Below are 18019 nucleotides of genomic sequence, written 5' to 3' on the forward strand. Positions count from 1 at the left end.
GCTACCGCTCGTTCGTGTCTGCGCCCGTCGCCTTGAGGGCCAGCCACAGCTCCATACGGACGTCCGGGTCGTCCAGGGAGCGGCCCAGGATCTCCTCCACGCGCCGCATCCGGTACCGCAGGGTGTGGCGGTGGACCCCCAGGTCCGCCGCCGCCGCGTCCCACTGGCCGTGCCGGGAGAGCCAGGCCCGCAGCGAGGCGACCAGGTCGCCCCGGCCCGTGGCGTCGTGCTCGTACAGCGCCCGGAGCATGCCGTCGGCGAAGGCGCGGACCGCGTCGTCGGCCAGCAGCGGCAGTACGGAGCCGGCCGCCAGGTCCTCGTGCTCGACCAGCGCCCGGCCGCGCCGCCGCGCCACCGACAGGGCCTGCTCGGCCTGCTTGTACGCGGCCGCCGCCGCGATCGGCCCCGCCGGGGCGGAGAGCCCCACGACGACACCGGCCTCCTCCGCGTCCCGTTCGGTGTACGCCTCGCAGGCCGTGACGACCGCGCCGCCGTCCCCCGCCAGGACCAGGAGCCGTTCCTCGCCCTCGGGGACGGTCAGGACCGTCTCGCCCGCGCGGGCGGCGGCCGAGTCCAGCTCCTCGGCCAGCGCCGGCAGCGGCTGCTCGCCCTCCCGCTCCCCCGCCACCGTCTCGGCGATCAGCAGCCGGAACGGCGCGTCGAGGAGCCCGCCGTACAGGTCACCCGCCACCGCCCGGGCGTGGTCGGGCTGGCCGGACAGCATCATCCGCAGCACCGCCGCGCCGAGCCGGTCCTCGGCCGCCTGGAGCGAGCGCGAGCGCTCGGTGGTCAGCGTGAGCAGGGCGATCGCGGAGTGCACGGCGTACCGCTCCGCCGTCCCGAGCGGCGCGCCCGTGCCGACGGCGAGGGCTCCCCTGACCCGCCGGCCGGTGCCCAGGGACTGGAGCTCGACCCGGTCCTCCGTACCGCCGACGACCGCACTCGCGGGCGCGGGCCGCTCCCGGAGCCGTTCGACGTCGGGTGTCAGCCGGGCGGCCCGGCGCGCCGCCCACTCGGGGGAGGCGGCGAGGACGCTGCCGGAGGTGTCGTACAGCGCCGCCCAGCCGTCCACATGGGCGGCGAGCCGCGCCACCACCGCGTCCGGCCCCTCGGCGAGGGCGGCCCGGGTCATCTCCCGCTGGGCCTCGAAGCCGGCCGTGACCGCGCGGTACTGGTCGGCCGAGATGGCCGCGGACACCGCCTTGCTGATGGCCAGGAACGGTGTGCGCCGGGGTACTTCGAGGAGCGGCAGCCCCTCGGCCCCCGCGGCTTCGAGGAGGGCCGGCGGGATGCTCTCGTAGTTGACGCCGACGGCGAAGCCGAGACCGACCACGCCCGCGCCGAGCAGCCGCCGCACGTAGCGGCGCATCGCCTCGGGGTCCTCGGCGTCCAGGGTGAGCGCGGTGGTGAGCAGCAGCTCGCCACCCTCCATGTAGGGGACGGGGTCGGCGAGCTCGCTGACGTGGGCCCAGCGGACGGGGGTGTCGAGGCGGTCCTCACCCGCGCGGACGGTGAGCTTGAGCGCCGAGTGCTGGACGAGTGAGGCGAGGGTGGGCGGCATTGGAGACCGTCGGACCTTTGGGGAGGGGGCGCCGCTCAGCCGAGCGGCGCCCTCGATTGTGCCAGGGCGTGCCGGTGCCCGCTCCGGCTCGGCCGCGGCGTGGCCGGAGCGGGTCGCACGGGGCGCGGCGGCCGGCCCGGCCCCGGCCCCGTCCCGGCGGGGCCGCCCCAGATCGGCCCGAGCCCGGCCAAGGCACGGCCCCGGCGCGGCCCTCGGCTCGACCCCGGCTCCGGCTCCGGCTCCGTCCCGGCCCCAGCCCGCCCGAGCTCGGCCCGGCTCCGGCCCTGGCCCCGCCTCAGCTCCGCAGATCCACCAGCAGGGGCGGTGTGTGCTCGCCCCGCACATGGGTCAGGGACAGCACGGCGTGTCCGGCGGGGACGGCGTGGGCGAGGTCGGAGGCCGACCAGCGCTCGCGCTCCACCTCCCGTACGGTCACGGCCTCAGCCGTCGTCGCCTTGCCGGTCACGAGGCGGCGCATGAAGTGCAGGGCCTTGGTGAGGGGCTCGTCGGAGATGATCTGCCGGTTGGTGACGTCCCGGGTCTGCACCCATTCGGTGCCCCAGGTCTCGGCGAACCGTCCGCCGTCCCATGGCGCGATCCCGGCGAACGCCATCCGGCACCCGACCGCCCCGAGCAGCGGACCGCGCAGCGCGTCGGGCACGTCCTCCAGGCTGCGCAGGGCGAGGACGACGCCCGCGTTGGCGGAGCGCAGACGCTGGACGGCCCGTACGGATTCGCCGGTGACGGTGTACGTGGCGTCGTCGAGGACCAGGCAGGCGAAGAGGGAGCGGTCGCGACGGGCGAGGGCGGCCTCGGCGAACTGGGCGAGCAGCAGCCGGGAGACGATCCGGGAGGCTTCGGCGTGGCCGCGTTCGGGCAGGTCGACGCGGACGCGGAGCGGGTGCTCGACGGCGCGGAGGGAGAACTGCGGCTTCGTGCCGTCGGATCCCCCGGTGCGGAAGAAGCGGGCGAAGGCGGGCCTGTCGAGGAAGGCGATGCGCTCGGCGAGGAGGACGCCGACCTCGTCGCCGCGCTCGGCCTGGCGCTGCCGGGCGTCGAGCTCGCGCAGCTGGGCGGCGTCGCCCGCGACGGCCTCGCGCAGCGCGGCGAGCGCCTCGGGCGCCCCGCCGAGCAGCTCGCGCAGCTCGGGCACGCCCGGGAAGCGGCCGTACGCGGCGAGGAACGGACCGATCAGCTGGGCGAGCGCGGTGGCGGCCCGGCGGCTGTCGGCGACGAGGTCCCCGACGAGGGCCTCGGCGAGGATGCGGGCGGCTTCGTCGGGGTCGTCGGCGCCGCCGTACAGGTCGAGGTCGTGGGTGGACTCGGCCCGCCCGACGGAGACGACGACGTCGAAGCCCTCGTCGGGGCCGAGGGCGGCGCCGTGGGAGGTGACGGCGACGACGGCGGCGCGATTGGCGAGCGCCTGCAGACAGAGCGCCTCGACGACGGGCCGCACGAGCCGCACGGTCTTCCCGGCCCCGGCGGGCCCGACGGCGAGCAGGGATGTCCCGAGCACACCGGGCTCCAGGGCGACGCCGGTGGTGCGGCGGGCGTAGGGGTTGCGCGGGTGGTCGGCTGCGGTGCCGATGAGGACCTGGTCGGTGGCGAGGTCGTGGGTGGCGACGCGGACGGGCAGGTCGCGCAGGCCGGAGGGGTGGCCACAGGCGGCGGCGCCACGGGTGCGCACGGCGTCGGTGAAGGCGGCGAGCCGCTCGGGCCGGGTCCGTACGCCCTGCCAGGCACGGCGGATCCGGGCGTAGTCGACATCCCCGAGCACGCCTTGCCGGGTGGCCTCGGCGAGCTGGGCGGCGGCCTCGGGCAGCCCGGCGTCCCGCAGCTCGGGCCACGCGGCGGGGTCGGCGGCCGGGTCGGCCGGGGGCGGCGGCGCGGCGGCGGTGGGGCCGCCGGTTCCCAGGCGCCGCCGTACGGGGGGCCAGGCGCCGGCCCGCCCGACGGCCGCCACGAGGGCGGCGATCAGGAGGACGTAGTAGAGGTTGGAGACCCAGGTGAGCCAGGTGACCGTGCGGGGCATCTCGCGCCAGACGCCCGGCAGGAGCACGAAGAGGGGCCAGACGGGCACGCCGTAGCGATGCCAGACGTCCCGCCAGTTGCCGACGCGGCCGAAACCGACGGCGAAGAGGCTCAGGAGGACGGCGTACCAGAGGTACGTCGCTCCGACGTACATCTCGAAGTCGGGGCTCGCGGGGGTCCGCCACTCGGCGGGGACGAGCCACAGCATCGGCAGCAGCCACCAGTCGTCGACGAAGATCCACCACCCCTCCAGATAGCCGTTCCAGAGCAGCGACCAGAGGAGCCAGCCGCAGAGGTACGCGACGAAGGCTCCGGTGATCAGCTGGCGGCCGGGCACGAGGTCCGGCTCCTGCTCGGGCCGCTCGCGGTGGCCGAGCCGCCAGACGCCCGGCGCGGCGGCGGGCCTGGGGATGCGGAGCCATTCGGCGACCCCGATGCGGGTGGGCGCGTGGGACGGGGGCGGCGGTACGGAGGGGGCGGCGGGCGGACGGCCCTGGGGCGCGGCCTGCTCGATGTGCGGCACGGCCGGCACGCCCGGCTGCGTCTCAGGTCCCCTGTCCGGTCCCCCCGCCGGCATGGGCGGCCCCGCTGGGCGGGGGACCGCGCCGCCTCGGGTGTCGCGTGACTCGTACGTGCCTTCGGTCTCCATGAACCCCTGCCCCCTGACCAGCCAGGTCGCCGCATCTGTGCCACCGTCAATCTAGTGGGCACGGCCCGGCACGGAGCGGTTTCCCCACCGCCATGTCCACACCGGACAACGAGATACCCCCCAACACTCCCGATCGGCGCATGCCCGCGCCCCTCCCCCGCGCCTAGCCTGCGGAAGAAACCCACAAGAGCGTCCAGAACACCCCAGGAGCCTCGCATGAACGCTGTCCCGCAGGAGCGGCGCGTCGTCACCGCCATCCCCGGTCCGAAGTCGCAGGAGCTGCAGGCCCGCCGCCTCGACGCCGTGGCCGGCGGCGTGGGCTCCGTGCTGCCCGTCTTCACCGCGAAGGCCGGCGGCGGCATCATCGAGGACGTCGACGGCAACCGCCTGATCGACTTCGGCTCCGGCATCGCCGTGACCTCCGTCGGCGCCTCCGCCGAGGCCGTCGTCCGCCGCGCCGCCGCGCAGCTGGCCGACTTCACGCACACCTGTTTCATGGTCACGCCGTACGAGGGCTACGTCGAGGTCTGCGAGGCGCTGTCCGAGCTGACCCCGGGCGACCACGCCAAGAAGTCCGCGCTCTTCAACTCGGGCGCCGAGGCGGTCGAGAACGCGGTCAAGATCGCCCGTTCGTACACCAAGCGCCAGGCCGTCGTCGTCTTCGACCACGGCTACCACGGCCGCACCAACCTCACGATGGCGCTGACGGCGAAGAACATGCCGTACAAGCAGGGCTTCGGCCCGTTCGCGCCCGAGGTCTACCGCGTGCCGGTCGCCTACGGCTACCGCTGGCCCACCGGTGCCGAGAACTGCGGCCCCGAGGCCGCCGCCCAGGCGATCGACCAGATCTCCAAGCAGATCGGCGCCGAGAACGTCGCCGCGATCATCATCGAGCCGGTCCTCGGCGAGGGCGGCTTCATCGAGCCGGCCAAGGGCTTCCTGCCGGCGCTCGTGAAGTTCGCCAACGACAACGGCATCGTCTTCGTCGCCGACGAGATCCAGTCCGGCTTCTGCCGCACCGGCCAGTGGTTCGCCTGCGAGGACGAGGGCATCGTCCCCGACCTGATCACGACCGCCAAGGGCATCGCGGGCGGCCTGCCGCTCGCCGCCGTCACCGGCCGCGCCGAGATCATGGACTCCGTGCACGGCGGCGGCCTGGGCGGCACCTACGGCGGCAACCCGGTGGCCTGCGCCGGCGCGCTCGGCTCCATCGAGACCATGAAGGAGCTCGACCTCAACGCCAGGGCGAAGCACATCGAGTCCGTCATGAAGACCCGCCTGTCGGCGATGGCCGAGAAGCACGACGCCATCGGCGACATCCGCGGCCGCGGCGCCATGATCGCCATCGAGCTGGTCAAGGACCGCGCGACCAAGGAGCCGAACCCGGAGGCCGCGGGCGCGCTCGCGAAGGCCTGCCACGCCGAGGGCCTGCTGGTCCTGACCTGTGGCACCTACGGAAACGTGCTCCGCTTCCTCCCGCCGCTGGTCATCGGTGACGATCTCCTGAACGAAGGACTCGACATCATCGAGAACGCGTTCGGGCAGATCTGACCCCTGGGACGCGGCGTGTGAAGAGAGTGTGGGGGGCCGATGGCGGGATGGGAATCCGGCTGTCGGTCCCCTTCTCTCTGCCGTACGGTTTCTGCAGATGAGAGAAACACCCCGCTCGCAGAGCACCGCGAGCGACAACAGGGCGGAGCCTCCCCAGCCTCGCCCTGCCCGCGCCCTGGCGCACACCACTGGAGCCTCGCGCTCCGGAACTCCTCACCGATCGGATGGCCGCCCGCCCCACACCCCCCGGGGCGCGCGGCAGCCCGGTCACCTCGGACGCCCCGGAACCACCCCCCCTGTTCCGGGGCGTCCGGCTGTCTTCTCGGCGGTCGTGCTGTTCGCTGTCATCACCTGGCAGGTCGTCGTGGCGGGCCCGCTCGCCCGCCTCGACGAGCGCCTCTCGCGCTCCCTCGTCGACAGCGTCCCCCGCGGGCTCTCCGAACTCGGCGCCGACCTCGGCAACATGCCGGTCGCCCTCCCGGTCCTCGGCTGCGCGATGGCGTACGCGGTGTGGCGCGGCCGGCGTTCCCAGGCCCTCGCCGCGGGCCTCGCCATGGCTCTCGTACCGCTGCTGGTCGTCCCTCTGAAGGAGTGGACGGCCCGCCCGGGCCCGCTGGAGCCGTGGGCGGCGGGCTACTACCCCTCGGGACACACGGCGACGGCGATGGTGGCGTACTTCGGGGCGGCCTTCCTGGTCTCCCGTCGACTGATCCCCCTGGCCGCCGTCCTGACGGCGGCGACGGCAGCGGGCCTGATCCTGCGCGGCTTCCACTGGCCCCTGGACGTCCTGGCCTCGGTGGCCCTCTGTGTCCCCCTGCTCCGCTGGCCCGTCCTCGCCGAACGGTACGGTCGCCGGACGTCCGTGACCGACGATCCGGAGAGCAGAGATGACGATGCAAAGGCCGGGACTGCCGGGGGACCTGCCGGCCCCTGAGGTGCTGTGGGCGCGCTGGGCCCTGGTCGCCGTGGTGGAGGCGACCACCGCGGCGGAGAGCGCGCGCTACCGCACCGGCACCTGGATCGACGAGGAGGGGCTCCACCTCGACGACTGCGGCTGCACCTGGTGGACGTTCTCGCGCGTTGCCGACGGCCGGTACGTGCTCTTCGGCGAGGACGAGTCGAGCGGCGTCAAGTGGCACCGGCCGCCGGTCGACATGCTGGCGGGGGCCCCGGACTGGCTGCCCCACGAGGAGCTGCGCGACCGCCTCGAAGGCGACGAACTGGGCTGCGTGTACTGGTATGAGAACGGCGCCTGGGCCCGCGCCCCGTACCCCGACGACCTGGGTGACGACGGGCTCGACTGCGGGATGAGCCGCTTCGTGGTCCGCGCCGAGGCCCTGCGCCTGCTGGACGAGCATGTCCGCCGCGACGGCGGGAGCTCCGCCGCGGCCCTGCTGGAGCACGCCGAGGACCGGCGTCTGACGCAGGAGCTGCTGGAGTCCCTCGTCGCCCCCGCCGACGGGTCGGCCCCGGACCTCCCTGCCATGACCCGGGCCCTGCACCGCGCGGGTCTGGCGCCCCGTACGGCTGCGGCGGGCTGATCGTCCGTCCCACGGACGGCCGGGCCGGAGCGCATGGCGGCTCCGGACCGGCCGTCCGGCGTGGGGCGGGGCATCAGCTCCAGGTGTACGCGTCGAAGTTCCGGCTGAACTCCCAGGCGTTGAAGCGGTCCCAGTTGATCGACCACGTCATCAGGCCGCGCAGCGTGGGCCAGGTGCCGTGGGTCTGGTACGAGCCGCAGTTCGCCTTCCTCGTCAGGCAGTCCAGGGCCTTGTTCACCTCGGACGGCGTCGTGTGGCCGTTGCCCGCCTGGGTGGAGGCGGGGAGGCCGATGGCGACCTGCTCCGGGCGGAGCGCCGGGAAGACGCGGTCGGTGCTGCCCGCGACCGGGAAGCCGGTGAGGAGCATGTCGGTCATGGCGATGTGGAAGTCCGCGCCGCCCATGGAGTGGTACTGGTTGTCGAGCCCCATGATCGGGCCGGAGTTGTAGTCCTGGACGTGGAGCAGGGTGAGGTCGTCGCGCAGGGCGTGGATGACCGGGAGGTAGGCACCGGCGCGCGGGTCCTGGCCGCCCCACTGACCGGAGCCGTAGAACTGGTAGCCGAGCTGGACGAAGAAGGTCTCCGGGGCCATCGTCAGGACGAAGTCGGAACCGTACCTGGCCTTCAGGGACTTGACCGCCGAGATCAGGTTGACGATGACGGGGCTGGTGGGGTTGCGGAAGTCGGTGTCGCCGGTCTGGAGCGACAGGGAGTGGCCCTCGAAGTCGATGTCGAGGCCGTCGAGGCCGTACTCGTCGATGATCTTCGAGACGGAGGAGACGAAGGTGTCGCGTGCGGCCGTGGTGGAGAGCTGGACCTGGCCGTTCTGGCCGCCGATGGAGATCAGGACCTTCTTGCCGGCGGCCTGCTTGGCCTTGATCGCCGCCTTGAACTCGGCGACGGACTCCACGTTCGGGCACTCGGTGGCCGGGCAGAGGGAGAAGCGGATGTCGCCGGAGGTCACCGAGGTCGGCTCGCCGAAGGCGAGGTTGACGACGTCCCAGGAGTCGGGGACGTCGGCCATCCGGGTGTAGCCGGAGCCGTTGGCGAAGCTGGCGTGGAGGTAGCCGACGAGGGCGTGGGCGGGGAGGTCCCCGCCCGGGTTTCCGCCGCCGCCGGACGTCGTGGTCGCCGTGACCGCCGTGGACTTCGCCGACTCGCCCGCGCTGTTCACGGCCGCGACCTGGAACGTGTACGAGGTGGAGGGCGCGAGGCCGGTCGCGGTGTACGAGGTGCCGGTGACCGTCCCCGACAGGGTTCCGCCGCGGTAGACCTTGTAGGAGGTGGCTCCGGAGACCGCGGGCCAGGTCAGCGGTATGGACGTGGAGGTCGGGGAGCCCGCGGTGAGACCGGTGGGGACGGCCGGTATCTGAACGGGGTCACCGCCCGGGCCGACGAGGGAGAGGTCGTCGGCCAGGTAGGCGCCGGTGCCGTACCAGCCGTGGGTGTAGAGGGTCACGGAGGTCGTCGAGGCGCCGGTCGTGAAGCCGGTGGTGAGCTTCTGCCAGTCGGGGGCGGACTGGGTCCAGGTCGAGACGTCACTGGTGCCGGTGCCGGACGCGCCGAGGTAGACGTAGCTGCCGCGCACCCAACCGCTGAGCGTGTAGGCCGAGTTCGGCTTCACGGTGACGGTCTGGGAGCACCTGGCCTGGTCGTTGCCGACCGGGGTCGCCCGCAGCGCCTTCGTACCGCCGTGCACGGGTGAGGAGACGACGGCTCCGCTGCCCGCCGTACAACTCCAGCCGTCGAGGCCGGATTCGAAGCCGCCGTTGCGCGCCAGTTCGGAGTCGGCGGCCTGGGCCGTGGGTGTGAGGGAGACGAGTCCGCCGGTGGCGAGCACGCCCGCCAGCAGAAGCGTGAGAGGTCTGGTGCGGTCCACAACTGCCTCCGGGGGTGGGGGAATCGAGGTGGAGCGCGCCACAGCATGGTCCAGACCAATCAAGTGGTCAAGACCTCTGCTCCCCTTCGCCGCGCGCCAGCTGCCCCGCCGCCTCGTGCATCGCCAGTTCGAGCAGCGAGGCGTCGTTGAGGGTGCCGCTGCCGTCGGGGGTCACCAGCCAGCGCACTACCCCGGCCGCCCGGCCCGGGTAGGGGACGACGATCCAGGTGCCGCGCCCCGCGCTGCGCACCCCCGTGCCGAGCCAGCGCGAGGCGGTGCCCGGCGGCACGAAGAAGCCCATGCGCGCCTCCCCGAAGTCGGCGAGGACCGGACCCGGCCGGTCCACCAGCCGGCTCAGTACATCGAGCGTCGGATACCCGAGCTCCCCCGGGAGGATCAGCACGTCCCACCGCTTCCCGGCGGGCAGCAGCGCGACGCCGAGCGGATTGCGCTCCCACTCCCACCGGCAGGCGTCGGGATCCGGTGCCACCGACGTCAGCCACTCCACCGCGGTCCTGGCCGCCCCCGAACCCGTCATGACCAACGGCCTCCCTTCCGTGTGCGGACACGTTGTCCACAGGCAGAGAGCCGAGTGGGTGACGATCATTACGCGGGTTCGGCCCACGAGTCGGCAGTGAACTGGGTCACATCGCGAGCAAGTGGGGTGCGTCAGGGGCGTGCACCCGGCGCAGTGACACCCGTCCGGCGCGCCCGATCGGGTGGACGGCGGCCGACCGGGTCGGCGGCCTCCCTTGCCCGCCCGCCGCCGCGTGTTCGTATGACCCTTCGTACGCGCGCCGCACTCGCCCCGGGAGCTCCCATGCCGAACCCCACGTCGCCGGGCAAGAAGGGGCTGCTGCGGCGGATGGGCGAGTGGTCGGCCCGCCACTTCGTCGTCGTGCTGGTCGCCTGGGTCGTGGCCCTGGGCGCCCTGGTGGCGCTGAACCACGCGTACGGCGGCGAGTACTCCGACAACTACTCGCTGCCCGGCACCCAGTCCCAGGAGGGGCTCGACGTACTGCGTGCGCACGAGCCCGCCGCCGGCGGCTACAGCGCCCAGGTGGTGCTGTACGACGGCGCGAAGCCGCTCACCGACGTCGGCGACCAGATCTCGTCCGCCGTGGACGCGCTGGAGAAGCTTCCGCACGTCCTGAACGCCACGAGCCCGCTGCCCGCGCCCGGCACGCAGCCGCCCTCCCCTCCACCGGGCACCCCCAACGTCGGCCCGCTGTCCAGCGACGGGAAGACCGGGTACATCACCGTCCGCTTCGGCGTCCAGCCCAGCACCCTCGGCGACGCCTACCTGACCGGAGTCGACAGCGCCGTGGCACCCCTGCGCTCCGCCGGGGTCCAGGTCGAGTACGGCGGTTCCCTGGGCGAACTGGCCCGGCCCGAGGCGAACGACCGGACGAGCGAGGCGATCGGGTTCGGCGTCGCGATCGTCGTGCTGATCATCGGCTTCGGCAGCCTGATCGCCGCCGTCCTGCCTCTGGTCACCGCCCTGGTGGCAGCCCTCTGCGGCCTCTCGATCCTCGGCCTCCTCGCCGCGGTGTGGACGTTCGCGACCGTCTCCCCCACCCTTGCCACGATGATCGGCATCGGCGTCGGCATCGACTACGCGCTCTTCCTGATCACCCGGCACCGGCAGCTGCTGATGAACGGCCAGGACCCGGTCACGGCGGCCGGGATCGCCACCGCGACCAGCGGACGGGCCGTCCTCGTCTCGGGCTGCACCGTCATCATCGCCCTCGGCGGGCTGTGGGTCTCCGGACTGAGCTTCATCGGACTGCTCGGCCTGGCCGCGACCTCCACCGTGGTCACGGCCGTCGCCGGAGCCCTCACGCTCGTCCCGGCGATGCTGGGGCTCGTCGGCCGCCACATCGACCGGCTGCATCTGCGCACCCCGGTCGCCGAGACCGACGAGGCGACCGGCGAGGCGCACGGCACCTGGCACCGCTACGCCCTGCGGGTGGAGCGCCGCCCCTGGTGGTTCCTGACCTCGGGCGTCGTCGTCCTGGTCGTGCTCGCGATCCCCCTGTTCTCCATCCAGCTCGGGCACATCGGCGACGGCGCGGACCCGAAGTCCTTCACCGACCGGCGCGCGTTCGACCTGATGTCCTCGGCCTTCGGGCCCGGTTCCAACGGGCCGCTGACGCTGGTCGTCGACCAGACCTCGGTCCCGGCGTCCGACCGCTCCGCCCTGGCGAGCCAGGCCCAGAAGGCCCTCACAGGCGTCCCCGACGCCCTCCTGATCACCCCGCTCACGCCGACCTCGGACGGCGACGTCCTGCTCGCCACGGCCTACTCGGTCGCCGCCCCGCAGGACGAGAGGACGACCACCCTGACCAACCACCTGTCCGACGACGTCCTGCCGCAGGCGGTCAGCGGCACCACAGCCAGTACGTACGTCACCGGAACCACCGCCGCCCAGGTGGACTTCCTCGACATCGTCTCCAGCCGGCTGCTGCTGATCATCGCCGTGGTCGTCGCGCTGGCGTTCCTCGTCATCCTGGTCGTCTTCCGCGGCCCGCTCGTCGCCCTCAAGGCGGCGGTGCTCAACCTGCTCTCCATCGCCGCCTCGTACGGCGTCGTCGTCGCCGTCTTCCAGTGGGGCTGGGGCGGCCCGTCGCTCGGTGTCTCCGGCGACGTGCCCATCGAGAGCTACGTGCCGATGATGATGTTCGCCATCGTCTTCGGCCTGTCCATGGACTACGAGATCTTCCTGCTGTCCCGGGTCCACGAGGCGTGGCTGCGCACCGGCGACGCGAAGGCGAGCGTGGCGCACGCCCTGGAGATCACGGCCCGTGTCATCACCTGCGCGGCGCTCATCATGGTGAGCGTCTTCGCGGCCTTCATCCTCAACGACAGCATCGTGGTGAAGATGATGGGGCTCGGCCTGGCCGCGAGCGTCCTCATCGACGCGACGGTCGCGCGGCTGCTGCTGGTGCCCGCGGTGATGACCCTGCTCGGGAAGTGGGCCTGGTGGACCCCGCGCTGGCTGGACAGGATCCTGCCGCACGTCGACACGGAGGGCGAGGGCGAACTGGCGCAGGCCGGCGGGAACGGCGCGGCGGGGCCACGGAAGGCTCCGTGACCCCGCCGCCGGACGCGCCGCCGGCCCGGGCCCCGCCCTTCGGGCGGACGACGCTACTTTCGAAACACGCCCTAGCTGTCGAAGCCCAGGCCCAGCCGGTCCATGGCCTTCAGCCACAGGTTGCGGCGGCCGCCGTGCTCGTCGGCGCGCGCCAGCGACCACTTGGTGATGCCGATGCCGGCCCAGGCGATCGGCTCGGGCGGGAAGGGCAGCGGCTTGGAGCGCACCATCTCCAGCTCCGTCCGCTCGGTGCGCTCCCCCGCCAGCAGGTCGAGCATCACGTCGCCGCCGAAGCGGGTGGCGCCGACACCGAGGCCGGTGAAGCCCGCCGCGTACGCGACCTTGCCCTGGTACGCCGTACCGAAGAAGGCGGAGAAGCGCGAGCAGGTGTCGATGGCGCCGCCCCAGGCGTGGCTGAAGCGGAGCCCCTCCAGCTGCGGGAAGCAGCGGAAGAAGTGCTCGGCGAGCTTCAGATACGTCTCCGGACGGTGGTCCATCTCGGCGCTGACCTTGCCGCCGAAGCGGTAGATCGCGTCGTAGCCGCCCCACAGGATCCGGTTGTCGGCCGTGATCCGGAAGTAGTGGAACTGGTTGGCGCTGTCGCCCAGCCCCTGGCGGTTCTTCCAGCCGACGGCGGCGAGCTGCTCGGGCGAGAGCGGCTCGGTCATCAGCGCGTAGTCGTAGACCGGGACGGTGTAGGCCCGGACCCGCTTGACCAGCGAGGGGAAGACGTTGGTGCCGAGGGCGACCCGGCGGGCGAGGACCCTGCCGTACGGGGTGCGTACGCCCATGCCCGCGCCGACGGAGACGAGATCGAGGCCGGGGGTGTTCTCGTAGATCCGTACGCCCAGGTCCTGGCAGGCGCGCTTGAGGCCCCAGGCCAGCTTGGCGGGGTTGAGCATGGCGACCCCGCGGCGGTCCCACAGGCCGCCGAGGAAGGTCGGGGAGTCGACCTCCGCGCGGACCGCGTCGCCGTCGAGGAGTTCGAGCCCGTCGGCGAGACCGAGCCGCTCGATCTCCGCGTACACCTCGTGCAGTTCCTCGACCTGGTGCGGCTCGGTGGCGACGTCGATCTCGCCGGTCCGCTCGAAGTCGCAGTCGAGGGAGTAGCGGGCGACGGCCGCCTCGATGGAGTCGAGGTTGCGCTCGCCGAGCTCCTCCAGCTTCGGCAGCTCGCCCGGCCAGCGGGCGAGTCCGTTGCCGAAGCCGTGCGTGAGGGAGGCGGCACAGAAGCCTCCGTTGCGGCCCGAGGCGGCCCAGCCCACCTCGCGGCCTTCGATCAGTACGACGTCCCTGGAGGGGTCGCGCTCCTTGGCGAGGAGCGCGGTCCACAGTCCGCTGTAGCCGCCGCCGACGACGAGGAGATCGCACTTCTCGGTCCGGGTGAGGGCGGGCAGGGCTCCGGGCTTGCCGGGATCTTCCAGCCAGAAGGGGACGGGCTGGGCGTCGGAGAGAGATTGTGCAGCGAGACGCATGGCGACTGGGGCCATGGGTTCCAACTCCTTCAGGTGTTGCTCAGGATGTACTCAGCTTGTCGCTGATTTCTTGCGCCGGTTGGTGATGATCTGTCCGGCTACCACCACCAGTACGGCAATGATGAACATGGCCGTGCCGATGACGTTGATCTGGACGGGCGTGCCGCGCTGCGCCGAGCCCCAGACGAACATGGGGAAGGTGACGGTCGAGCCGGCGTTGAAGTTGGTGATGATGAAGTCGTCGAACGAGAGCGCGAAGGCGAGCAGCGCTCCGGCGGCGATTCCGGGGGCGGCGATCGGCAGCGTGACCCGTACGAAGGTCTGCACCGGTCCGGCGTAGAGGTCGCGTGCGGCCTCCTCCAGACGCGGGTCCATGGACATGACGCGCGCCTTCACCGCCGTCACCACGAACGACAGACAGAACATGATGTGGGCGATCAGGACCGTCCAGAAGCCCAGCTCGATCCCCATGTTGAGGAAGAGCGTGAGCAGCGAGGCGGCCATGACGACCTCGGGCATCGCCATCGGCAGGAAGATGAGCGAGTTGATCGCGCCGCGCGCCCGGAAGCGGTAGCGGACGAGCGCGAAGGCGATCATCGTGCCGAGGGCGACGGCGCCCAGGGTGGCCCAGGTGGCGAGCTGGAGCGAGAGCGAGAGCGACTCGCACATGTCGGCGACGCCGCAGGGGTCCTTCCAGGCGTCCAGGGAGAAGCGCTGCCAGGCGTAGTTGAACCGCCCGTTCGGCTTGTTGAACGAGAACACCATGACGACGATGTTCGGCAGGATCATGTACGCGAGCGTCAGCAGGCCCGCGACGACGACGAGGTTCCGGCGGATCCAACGCATCAGACCAGGTCCTCCGTTCCCGCTCGGCGGATGTAGACGGTGACCATGAGGAGCACGATCGCCATGAGGATGAAGGACAGCGCGGCGGCCGTCGGGTAGTCGAGCACGCGCAGGAACTGCGACTGGATGACGTTGCCGACCATCTTGGTGTCGGTCGAGCCGAGCAGCTCCGCGTTGACGTAGTCGCCGCTCGCCGGGATGAAGGTGAGCAGCGTGCCCGAGACCACGCCCGGCATCGAGAGCGGGAACGTCACCTTGCGGAAGGTGGTGGCCGGGGAGGCGTACAGGTCCTTCGCCGCCTCGTGCAGCCGGCCGTCGATCCGCTCCAGCGAGGTGTAGAGCGGCAGGATCATGAACGGCAGGAAGTTGTACGTCAGACCGCAGACGACCGCCATCGGGGTGGCGAGGACGCGGTCGCCCTCGGTCCACCCGAGCCAGCTGGTCACGTCCAGGACGTGCAGGGCGTTCAGCGCGTCGACCACGACGCTGTCGTCCGCGAGGATCGTCTTCCACGCCAGCGTCCGGATGAGGAAGCTGGTGAAGAAGGGCGCGATGACGAGGACGAGGACGAGGTTGCGCCAGCGGCCGGCCTTGAAGGCGATCATGTACGCCAGCGGGTAGCCGAGGAGCAGGCACAGGAGCGTGGCGGTCCCGGCGTACAGCAGGGAGCGGACGAACTGCGGCCAGTACTCCTGGAAGGCGTCCCAGTAGGTCCGGAAGTGCCAGGTGACCTCGAAGCCCTGCTCCAGGGAGCCGGTCTGCACGGAGGTCGAGGCCTGGTAGACCATCGGCAGCGCGAAGAAGACGAGCAGCCAGACGATGCCGGGCAGCAGCAGCCAGTAGGGGACGAGCCGCTTGCGGGTGGAGGGCTTGCGCGTCACCGGTTCCTCGACCGGCGCCGCTTCCTCCTTCGTCAGGGTGGAAGTGCTCATCCGGCGTCCTCCACCGTCTCCACGCCCGCGTCGATGTCCTGGTCCGCGTCGAGCCCGAACGTGTGCGCCGGGTTCCAGTGCAGGACGACCTCGGCGCCGGGGAGGAGGCGCGCGTCCCGCTCGATGTTCTGCTCGTACACCTGGAGCTCCGCGCCCGCCGGGCTGTTCACCACGTACTGCGTGGAGACGCCGATGAAGGAGGAGTCGACGATCCGTCCGGTGACCTTGTTGCGGCCCTCGGCGATCTTCCCGGCGTCGTCGGCGTGGGCCAGGGATATCTTCTCGGGGCGCACGCCCACGAGGACCTTGCCGCCGGTGCGTACGGTCGCCGTACAGCGGTCCGCGGGCACCCGGAGCTTGCCGCCGCCGGCCGTGACGACCAGGTCGGAGCCGCCGGTCTCGGCGACCTCGGCCTCGATGAGGTTCGAGGTGCCGAGGAAGTTCGCGACGAACGTGGTCCGCGGGTTCTCGTACAGGTCGGCGGGGGCGCCGAGCTGCTCGACCCGGCCGCCGTTCATCACCGCGACCTGGTCGGCCATGGTCATGGCCTCCTCCTGGTCGTGGGTGACGTGGACGAAGGTGATGCCGACCTCGGTCTGGATCCGCTTGAGCTCCAGCTGCATCTGGCGGCGCAGCTTGAGGTCGAGGGCGCCGAGCGGCTCGTCGAGGAGCAGCACCCGCGGGTGGTTGATGAGCGCGCGGGCCACGGCGACGCGCTGCTGCTGGCCGCCGGAGAGCTGGTGCGGCTTGTGGCGGGCCTTGTCGCCGAGCTGGACCAGCTCCAGCATGTCGTCGACCTGCTTCTTCACCGACTTGATGCCGCGCCGGCGCAGACCGAAGGCGATGTTCTCGGTGATGTCCATGTGCGGGAAGAGCGCGTAGGACTGGAAGACGGTGTTGACCGGCCGCTTGTACGGCGGGAGGGCGGTGACGTCGGTGTCGCCGAGGAAGACCGAGCCGGTGGTGGGGTCCTCCAGGCCGGCGATCATCCGCAGCGTGGTCGTCTTGCCGCAGCCGGAGGCGCCGAGGAGGGCGAAGAACGAGCCCTGCGGGACGGTCAGGTCGAGCGGGTGGACGGCGGTGAAGGAGCCGTACGTCTTGCTGATGCCGGTGAGACGGACGTCGCCGCCGGTGTTCTTGTCAGTCATGGGTTGCGATCCCAGGGGTTCGTAAGAGGTGGACGGCGATTACTCAGGCACCGATGAGCTTGGCGAACTTCTCCTCGTACGCCGTCTCTTCCTCGCCGGTCAGGGAGCGGAAGGCGCGCGACTTCGCGGCCATGGCCTTGTCCGGCAGGATCAGCGTGTTGCTCGCCAGCTCGGGGTCGATCCTGGCGAGTTCGTCCTTCACCCCGTCGACCGGGCAGACGTAGTTGATGTACGCGGCCAGCTGGGCGGCGACAGGGAGCTCGTAGTAGTAGTCGATGAGCTTCTCGGCGTTGGCCTTGTGGCGCGCCTGGGCCGGGACCAGCAGGTTGTCGCTGGAGGTGATGTAACCGGCGGACGGTATCGCGAACTTGATGTCCGGGTTGTCGGCCTGGAGCTGGATGATGTCACCGGCCCAGGCGAGGCAGGCCGCCAGGTCGCCCTTGTCGAGGTCGCTGGTGTAGTCGTTGCCCGTGAAGCGCCGGATCTGCTTCTTGTCGACGCCCTTCTGGAGCCGGCCGATCGCCGCGTCGTACTCGGCGTCGGTGAACTTCCCCGGGTCCTTGCCCATGTCGAGCAGGGTCATGCCGACCGAGTCGCGCATCTCGGTGAGGAAGCCGACCCGGCCCTTGAGGGACGGGTCGTCCAGGAGCTGGGTGACCGAGTCGACCTTCTTGCCGCCGGTCGCCTTGGAGTTGTAGGCGATCACGGTGGAGATGCCGGTCCACGGGTACGAGTAGGCACGGCCCGGGTCCCAGTCGGGGCGGCGAAACTGCGCGGAGAGGTTCGCGTAGGCGTTGGGGAGGTTCGTCGGGTCGAGCTTCTGCGCCCAGCCGAGCCGGATGATGCGGGCGGCGAGCCAGTCGGTGACGCAGATCAGGTCGCGGCCGGTGTCCTGGCCGGCCGCGAGCTGCGGCTTGATCTTGCCGAAGAACTCGACGTTGTCGTTGATGTCCTCGGTGTACTTGACCTTGATCCCGGTGCGCCTGGTGAACGCCTCCAGGGTCGGGCGGGACTTCTCGTCCTCGCTGACGTCCATGTACTCGGTCCAGTTGGAGAAGCCGAGTTGCTTCTCCTTGGCCGAGAAGTCCGAGGACGCGGGGCCGCCCTGCCCCTCCCGCTTGGCCGGCGGGATCCCACAGGCGCTCAGGGTCGCGAGGCCGCCGACCGTGAGCGCGCCGACGCCACCGGCGCGCAGCATCGAACGGCGGGTGAGGGCGCCCCGGCCGCTCGTCAGACTGCGTCGCATCGCCGCGAGTTGTGCGGCGGACAGGCTGTCGGGCTCGTACTGCTCCATGCGCTGTGCCTCTCGGGG

Annotated in this window: 13 protein-coding genes; 4 read left to right on the plus strand and 9 right to left on the minus strand. The window is 71.9% G+C overall.

Features of this window, described 5'->3' with window-relative positions; genetic code table 11:
* Position 1: 1 nt before the first annotated feature.
* Positions 2 to 1561, minus strand: coding sequence for a PucR family transcriptional regulator (locus M5362_RS13265; RefSeq protein ID WP_260227699.1), 1560 nt, complete (start codon positions 1559 to 1561; stop codon positions 2 to 4).
* 295 nt (positions 1562 to 1856) lie between these two features.
* Positions 1857 to 4241 (minus strand): ATP/GTP-binding protein, encoded by a 2385-nt coding sequence (locus M5362_RS13270; protein WP_260227700.1) that lies wholly within the window; start codon positions 4239 to 4241, stop codon positions 1857 to 1859.
* A 216-nt stretch (positions 4242 to 4457) separates the two neighbouring features.
* Between M5362_RS13270 and gabT the strand changes: the two genes are divergently transcribed.
* From gabT to M5362_RS13285, 3 genes are all read left to right on the plus strand, one after another.
* Positions 4458 to 5792: a 4-aminobutyrate--2-oxoglutarate transaminase gene (gene gabT / locus M5362_RS13275; RefSeq protein ID WP_260227701.1), complete on the plus strand. Its 1335-nt coding sequence runs from the start codon at positions 4458 to 4460 to the stop codon at positions 5790 to 5792.
* Positions 5793 to 5889: 97 nt separating this feature from the next.
* Positions 5890 to 6726: a phosphatase PAP2 family protein gene (locus M5362_RS13280; RefSeq protein WP_260227702.1), complete on the plus strand. Its 837-nt coding sequence runs from the start codon at positions 5890 to 5892 to the stop codon at positions 6724 to 6726.
* Positions 6680 to 7333 carry a hypothetical protein gene (locus tag M5362_RS13285; RefSeq protein WP_260227703.1) on the plus strand — a complete coding sequence of 218 codons (654 nt, stop codon included), beginning with the start codon at positions 6680 to 6682 and terminating at the stop codon, positions 7331 to 7333. Before M5362_RS13280 ends, M5362_RS13285 begins: the two co-directional genes overlap by 47 nt.
* 73 nt (positions 7334 to 7406) lie before the next feature.
* Here the strand turns inward: M5362_RS13285 and M5362_RS13290 are convergent, their stop codons facing one another.
* Positions 7407 to 9212, minus strand: a complete 1806-nt coding sequence (locus M5362_RS13290; RefSeq protein WP_260227704.1) for a chitinase — start codon at positions 9210 to 9212, stop codon at positions 7407 to 7409.
* 67 nt (positions 9213 to 9279) lie between these two features.
* Positions 9280 to 9750, minus strand: a complete 471-nt coding sequence (locus tag M5362_RS13295; protein WP_260227705.1) for a bifunctional DNA primase/polymerase — start codon at positions 9748 to 9750, stop codon at positions 9280 to 9282.
* Positions 9751 to 10032: 282 nt separating this feature from the next.
* Here M5362_RS13295 and M5362_RS13300 point away from each other — a divergent pair, with 282 nt between their 5' ends.
* Positions 10033 to 12306: an MMPL family transporter gene (locus M5362_RS13300; protein WP_260227706.1), complete on the plus strand. Its 2274-nt coding sequence runs from the start codon at positions 10033 to 10035 to the stop codon at positions 12304 to 12306.
* Between the two features lie 71 nt (positions 12307 to 12377).
* Here M5362_RS13300 and M5362_RS13305 read toward each other — a convergent pair whose 3' ends face one another.
* From M5362_RS13305 to M5362_RS13325, 5 genes are read right to left on the minus strand one after another with little or no spacing between them, the layout of a single operon-like run.
* The gene (locus tag M5362_RS13305; RefSeq protein WP_260227707.1) at positions 12378 to 13796 is read right to left on the minus strand and encodes an FAD-binding oxidoreductase; all 1419 of its coding nucleotides are present in this window, start codon (positions 13794 to 13796) and stop codon (positions 12378 to 12380) included.
* Between the two features lie 36 nt (positions 13797 to 13832).
* Positions 13833 to 14627, minus strand: coding sequence for an ABC transporter permease (locus M5362_RS13310; RefSeq protein ID WP_260227708.1), 795 nt, complete (start codon positions 14625 to 14627; stop codon positions 13833 to 13835).
* Complete coding sequence (locus tag M5362_RS13315; RefSeq protein WP_260227709.1) at positions 14627 to 15559, minus strand: ABC transporter permease; 933 nt, start codon at positions 15557 to 15559, stop codon at positions 14627 to 14629. The genes M5362_RS13310 and M5362_RS13315 overlap by 1 nt, the downstream gene beginning before the upstream one ends.
* On the minus strand, positions 15556 to 16707 hold the full coding sequence (locus M5362_RS13320; protein ID WP_260227710.1) for an ABC transporter ATP-binding protein: 1152 nt from the start codon (positions 16705 to 16707) through the stop codon (positions 15556 to 15558). Before M5362_RS13320 ends, M5362_RS13315 begins: the two co-directional genes overlap by 4 nt.
* 43 nt (positions 16708 to 16750) lie before the next feature.
* The gene (locus tag M5362_RS13325) at positions 16751 to 18001 is read right to left on the minus strand and encodes a spermidine/putrescine ABC transporter substrate-binding protein (RefSeq protein ID WP_260227711.1); all 1251 of its coding nucleotides are present in this window, start codon (positions 17999 to 18001) and stop codon (positions 16751 to 16753) included.
* Positions 18002 to 18019 lie beyond the last annotated feature (18 nt).

The sequence above is a fragment of the Streptomyces sp. Je 1-79 genome, from assembly GCF_025195125.1.
GTDB lineage: Bacteria > Actinomycetota > Actinomycetes > Streptomycetales > Streptomycetaceae > Streptomyces.

Bases quoted from the DNA above. Each gene is read 5' to 3' on its own strand.
- M5362_RS13265 (WP_260227699.1), bottom strand. From the start codon at position 1,561: ATGCCGCCCACCCTCGCCTCACTCGTCCAGCACTCGGCGCTCAAGCTC.
- M5362_RS13270 (WP_260227700.1), bottom strand. From the start codon at position 4,241: ATGGAGACCGAAGGCACGTACGAGTCACGCGACACCCGAGGCGGCGCG.
- gabT (WP_260227701.1), top strand. From the start codon at position 4,458: ATGAACGCTGTCCCGCAGGAGCGGCGCGTCGTCACCGCCATCCCCGGT.
- M5362_RS13280 (WP_260227702.1), top strand. From the start codon at position 5,890: ATGAGAGAAACACCCCGCTCGCAGAGCACCGCGAGCGACAACAGGGCG.
- M5362_RS13285 (WP_260227703.1), top strand. From the start codon at position 6,680: ATGACGATGCAAAGGCCGGGACTGCCGGGGGACCTGCCGGCCCCTGAG.
- M5362_RS13295 (WP_260227705.1), bottom strand. From the start codon at position 9,750: ATGACGGGTTCGGGGGCGGCCAGGACCGCGGTGGAGTGGCTGACGTCG.
- M5362_RS13300 (WP_260227706.1), top strand. From the start codon at position 10,033: ATGCCGAACCCCACGTCGCCGGGCAAGAAGGGGCTGCTGCGGCGGATG.
- M5362_RS13305 (WP_260227707.1), bottom strand. From the start codon at position 13,796: ATGGCCCCAGTCGCCATGCGTCTCGCTGCACAATCTCTCTCCGACGCC.
- M5362_RS13310 (WP_260227708.1), bottom strand. From the start codon at position 14,627: ATGCGTTGGATCCGCCGGAACCTCGTCGTCGTCGCGGGCCTGCTGACG.
- M5362_RS13315 (WP_260227709.1), bottom strand. From the start codon at position 15,559: ATGAGCACTTCCACCCTGACGAAGGAGGAAGCGGCGCCGGTCGAGGAA.
- M5362_RS13320 (WP_260227710.1), bottom strand. From the start codon at position 16,707: ATGACTGACAAGAACACCGGCGGCGACGTCCGTCTCACCGGCATCAGC.
- M5362_RS13325 (WP_260227711.1), bottom strand. From the start codon at position 18,001: ATGGAGCAGTACGAGCCCGACAGCCTGTCCGCCGCACAACTCGCGGCG.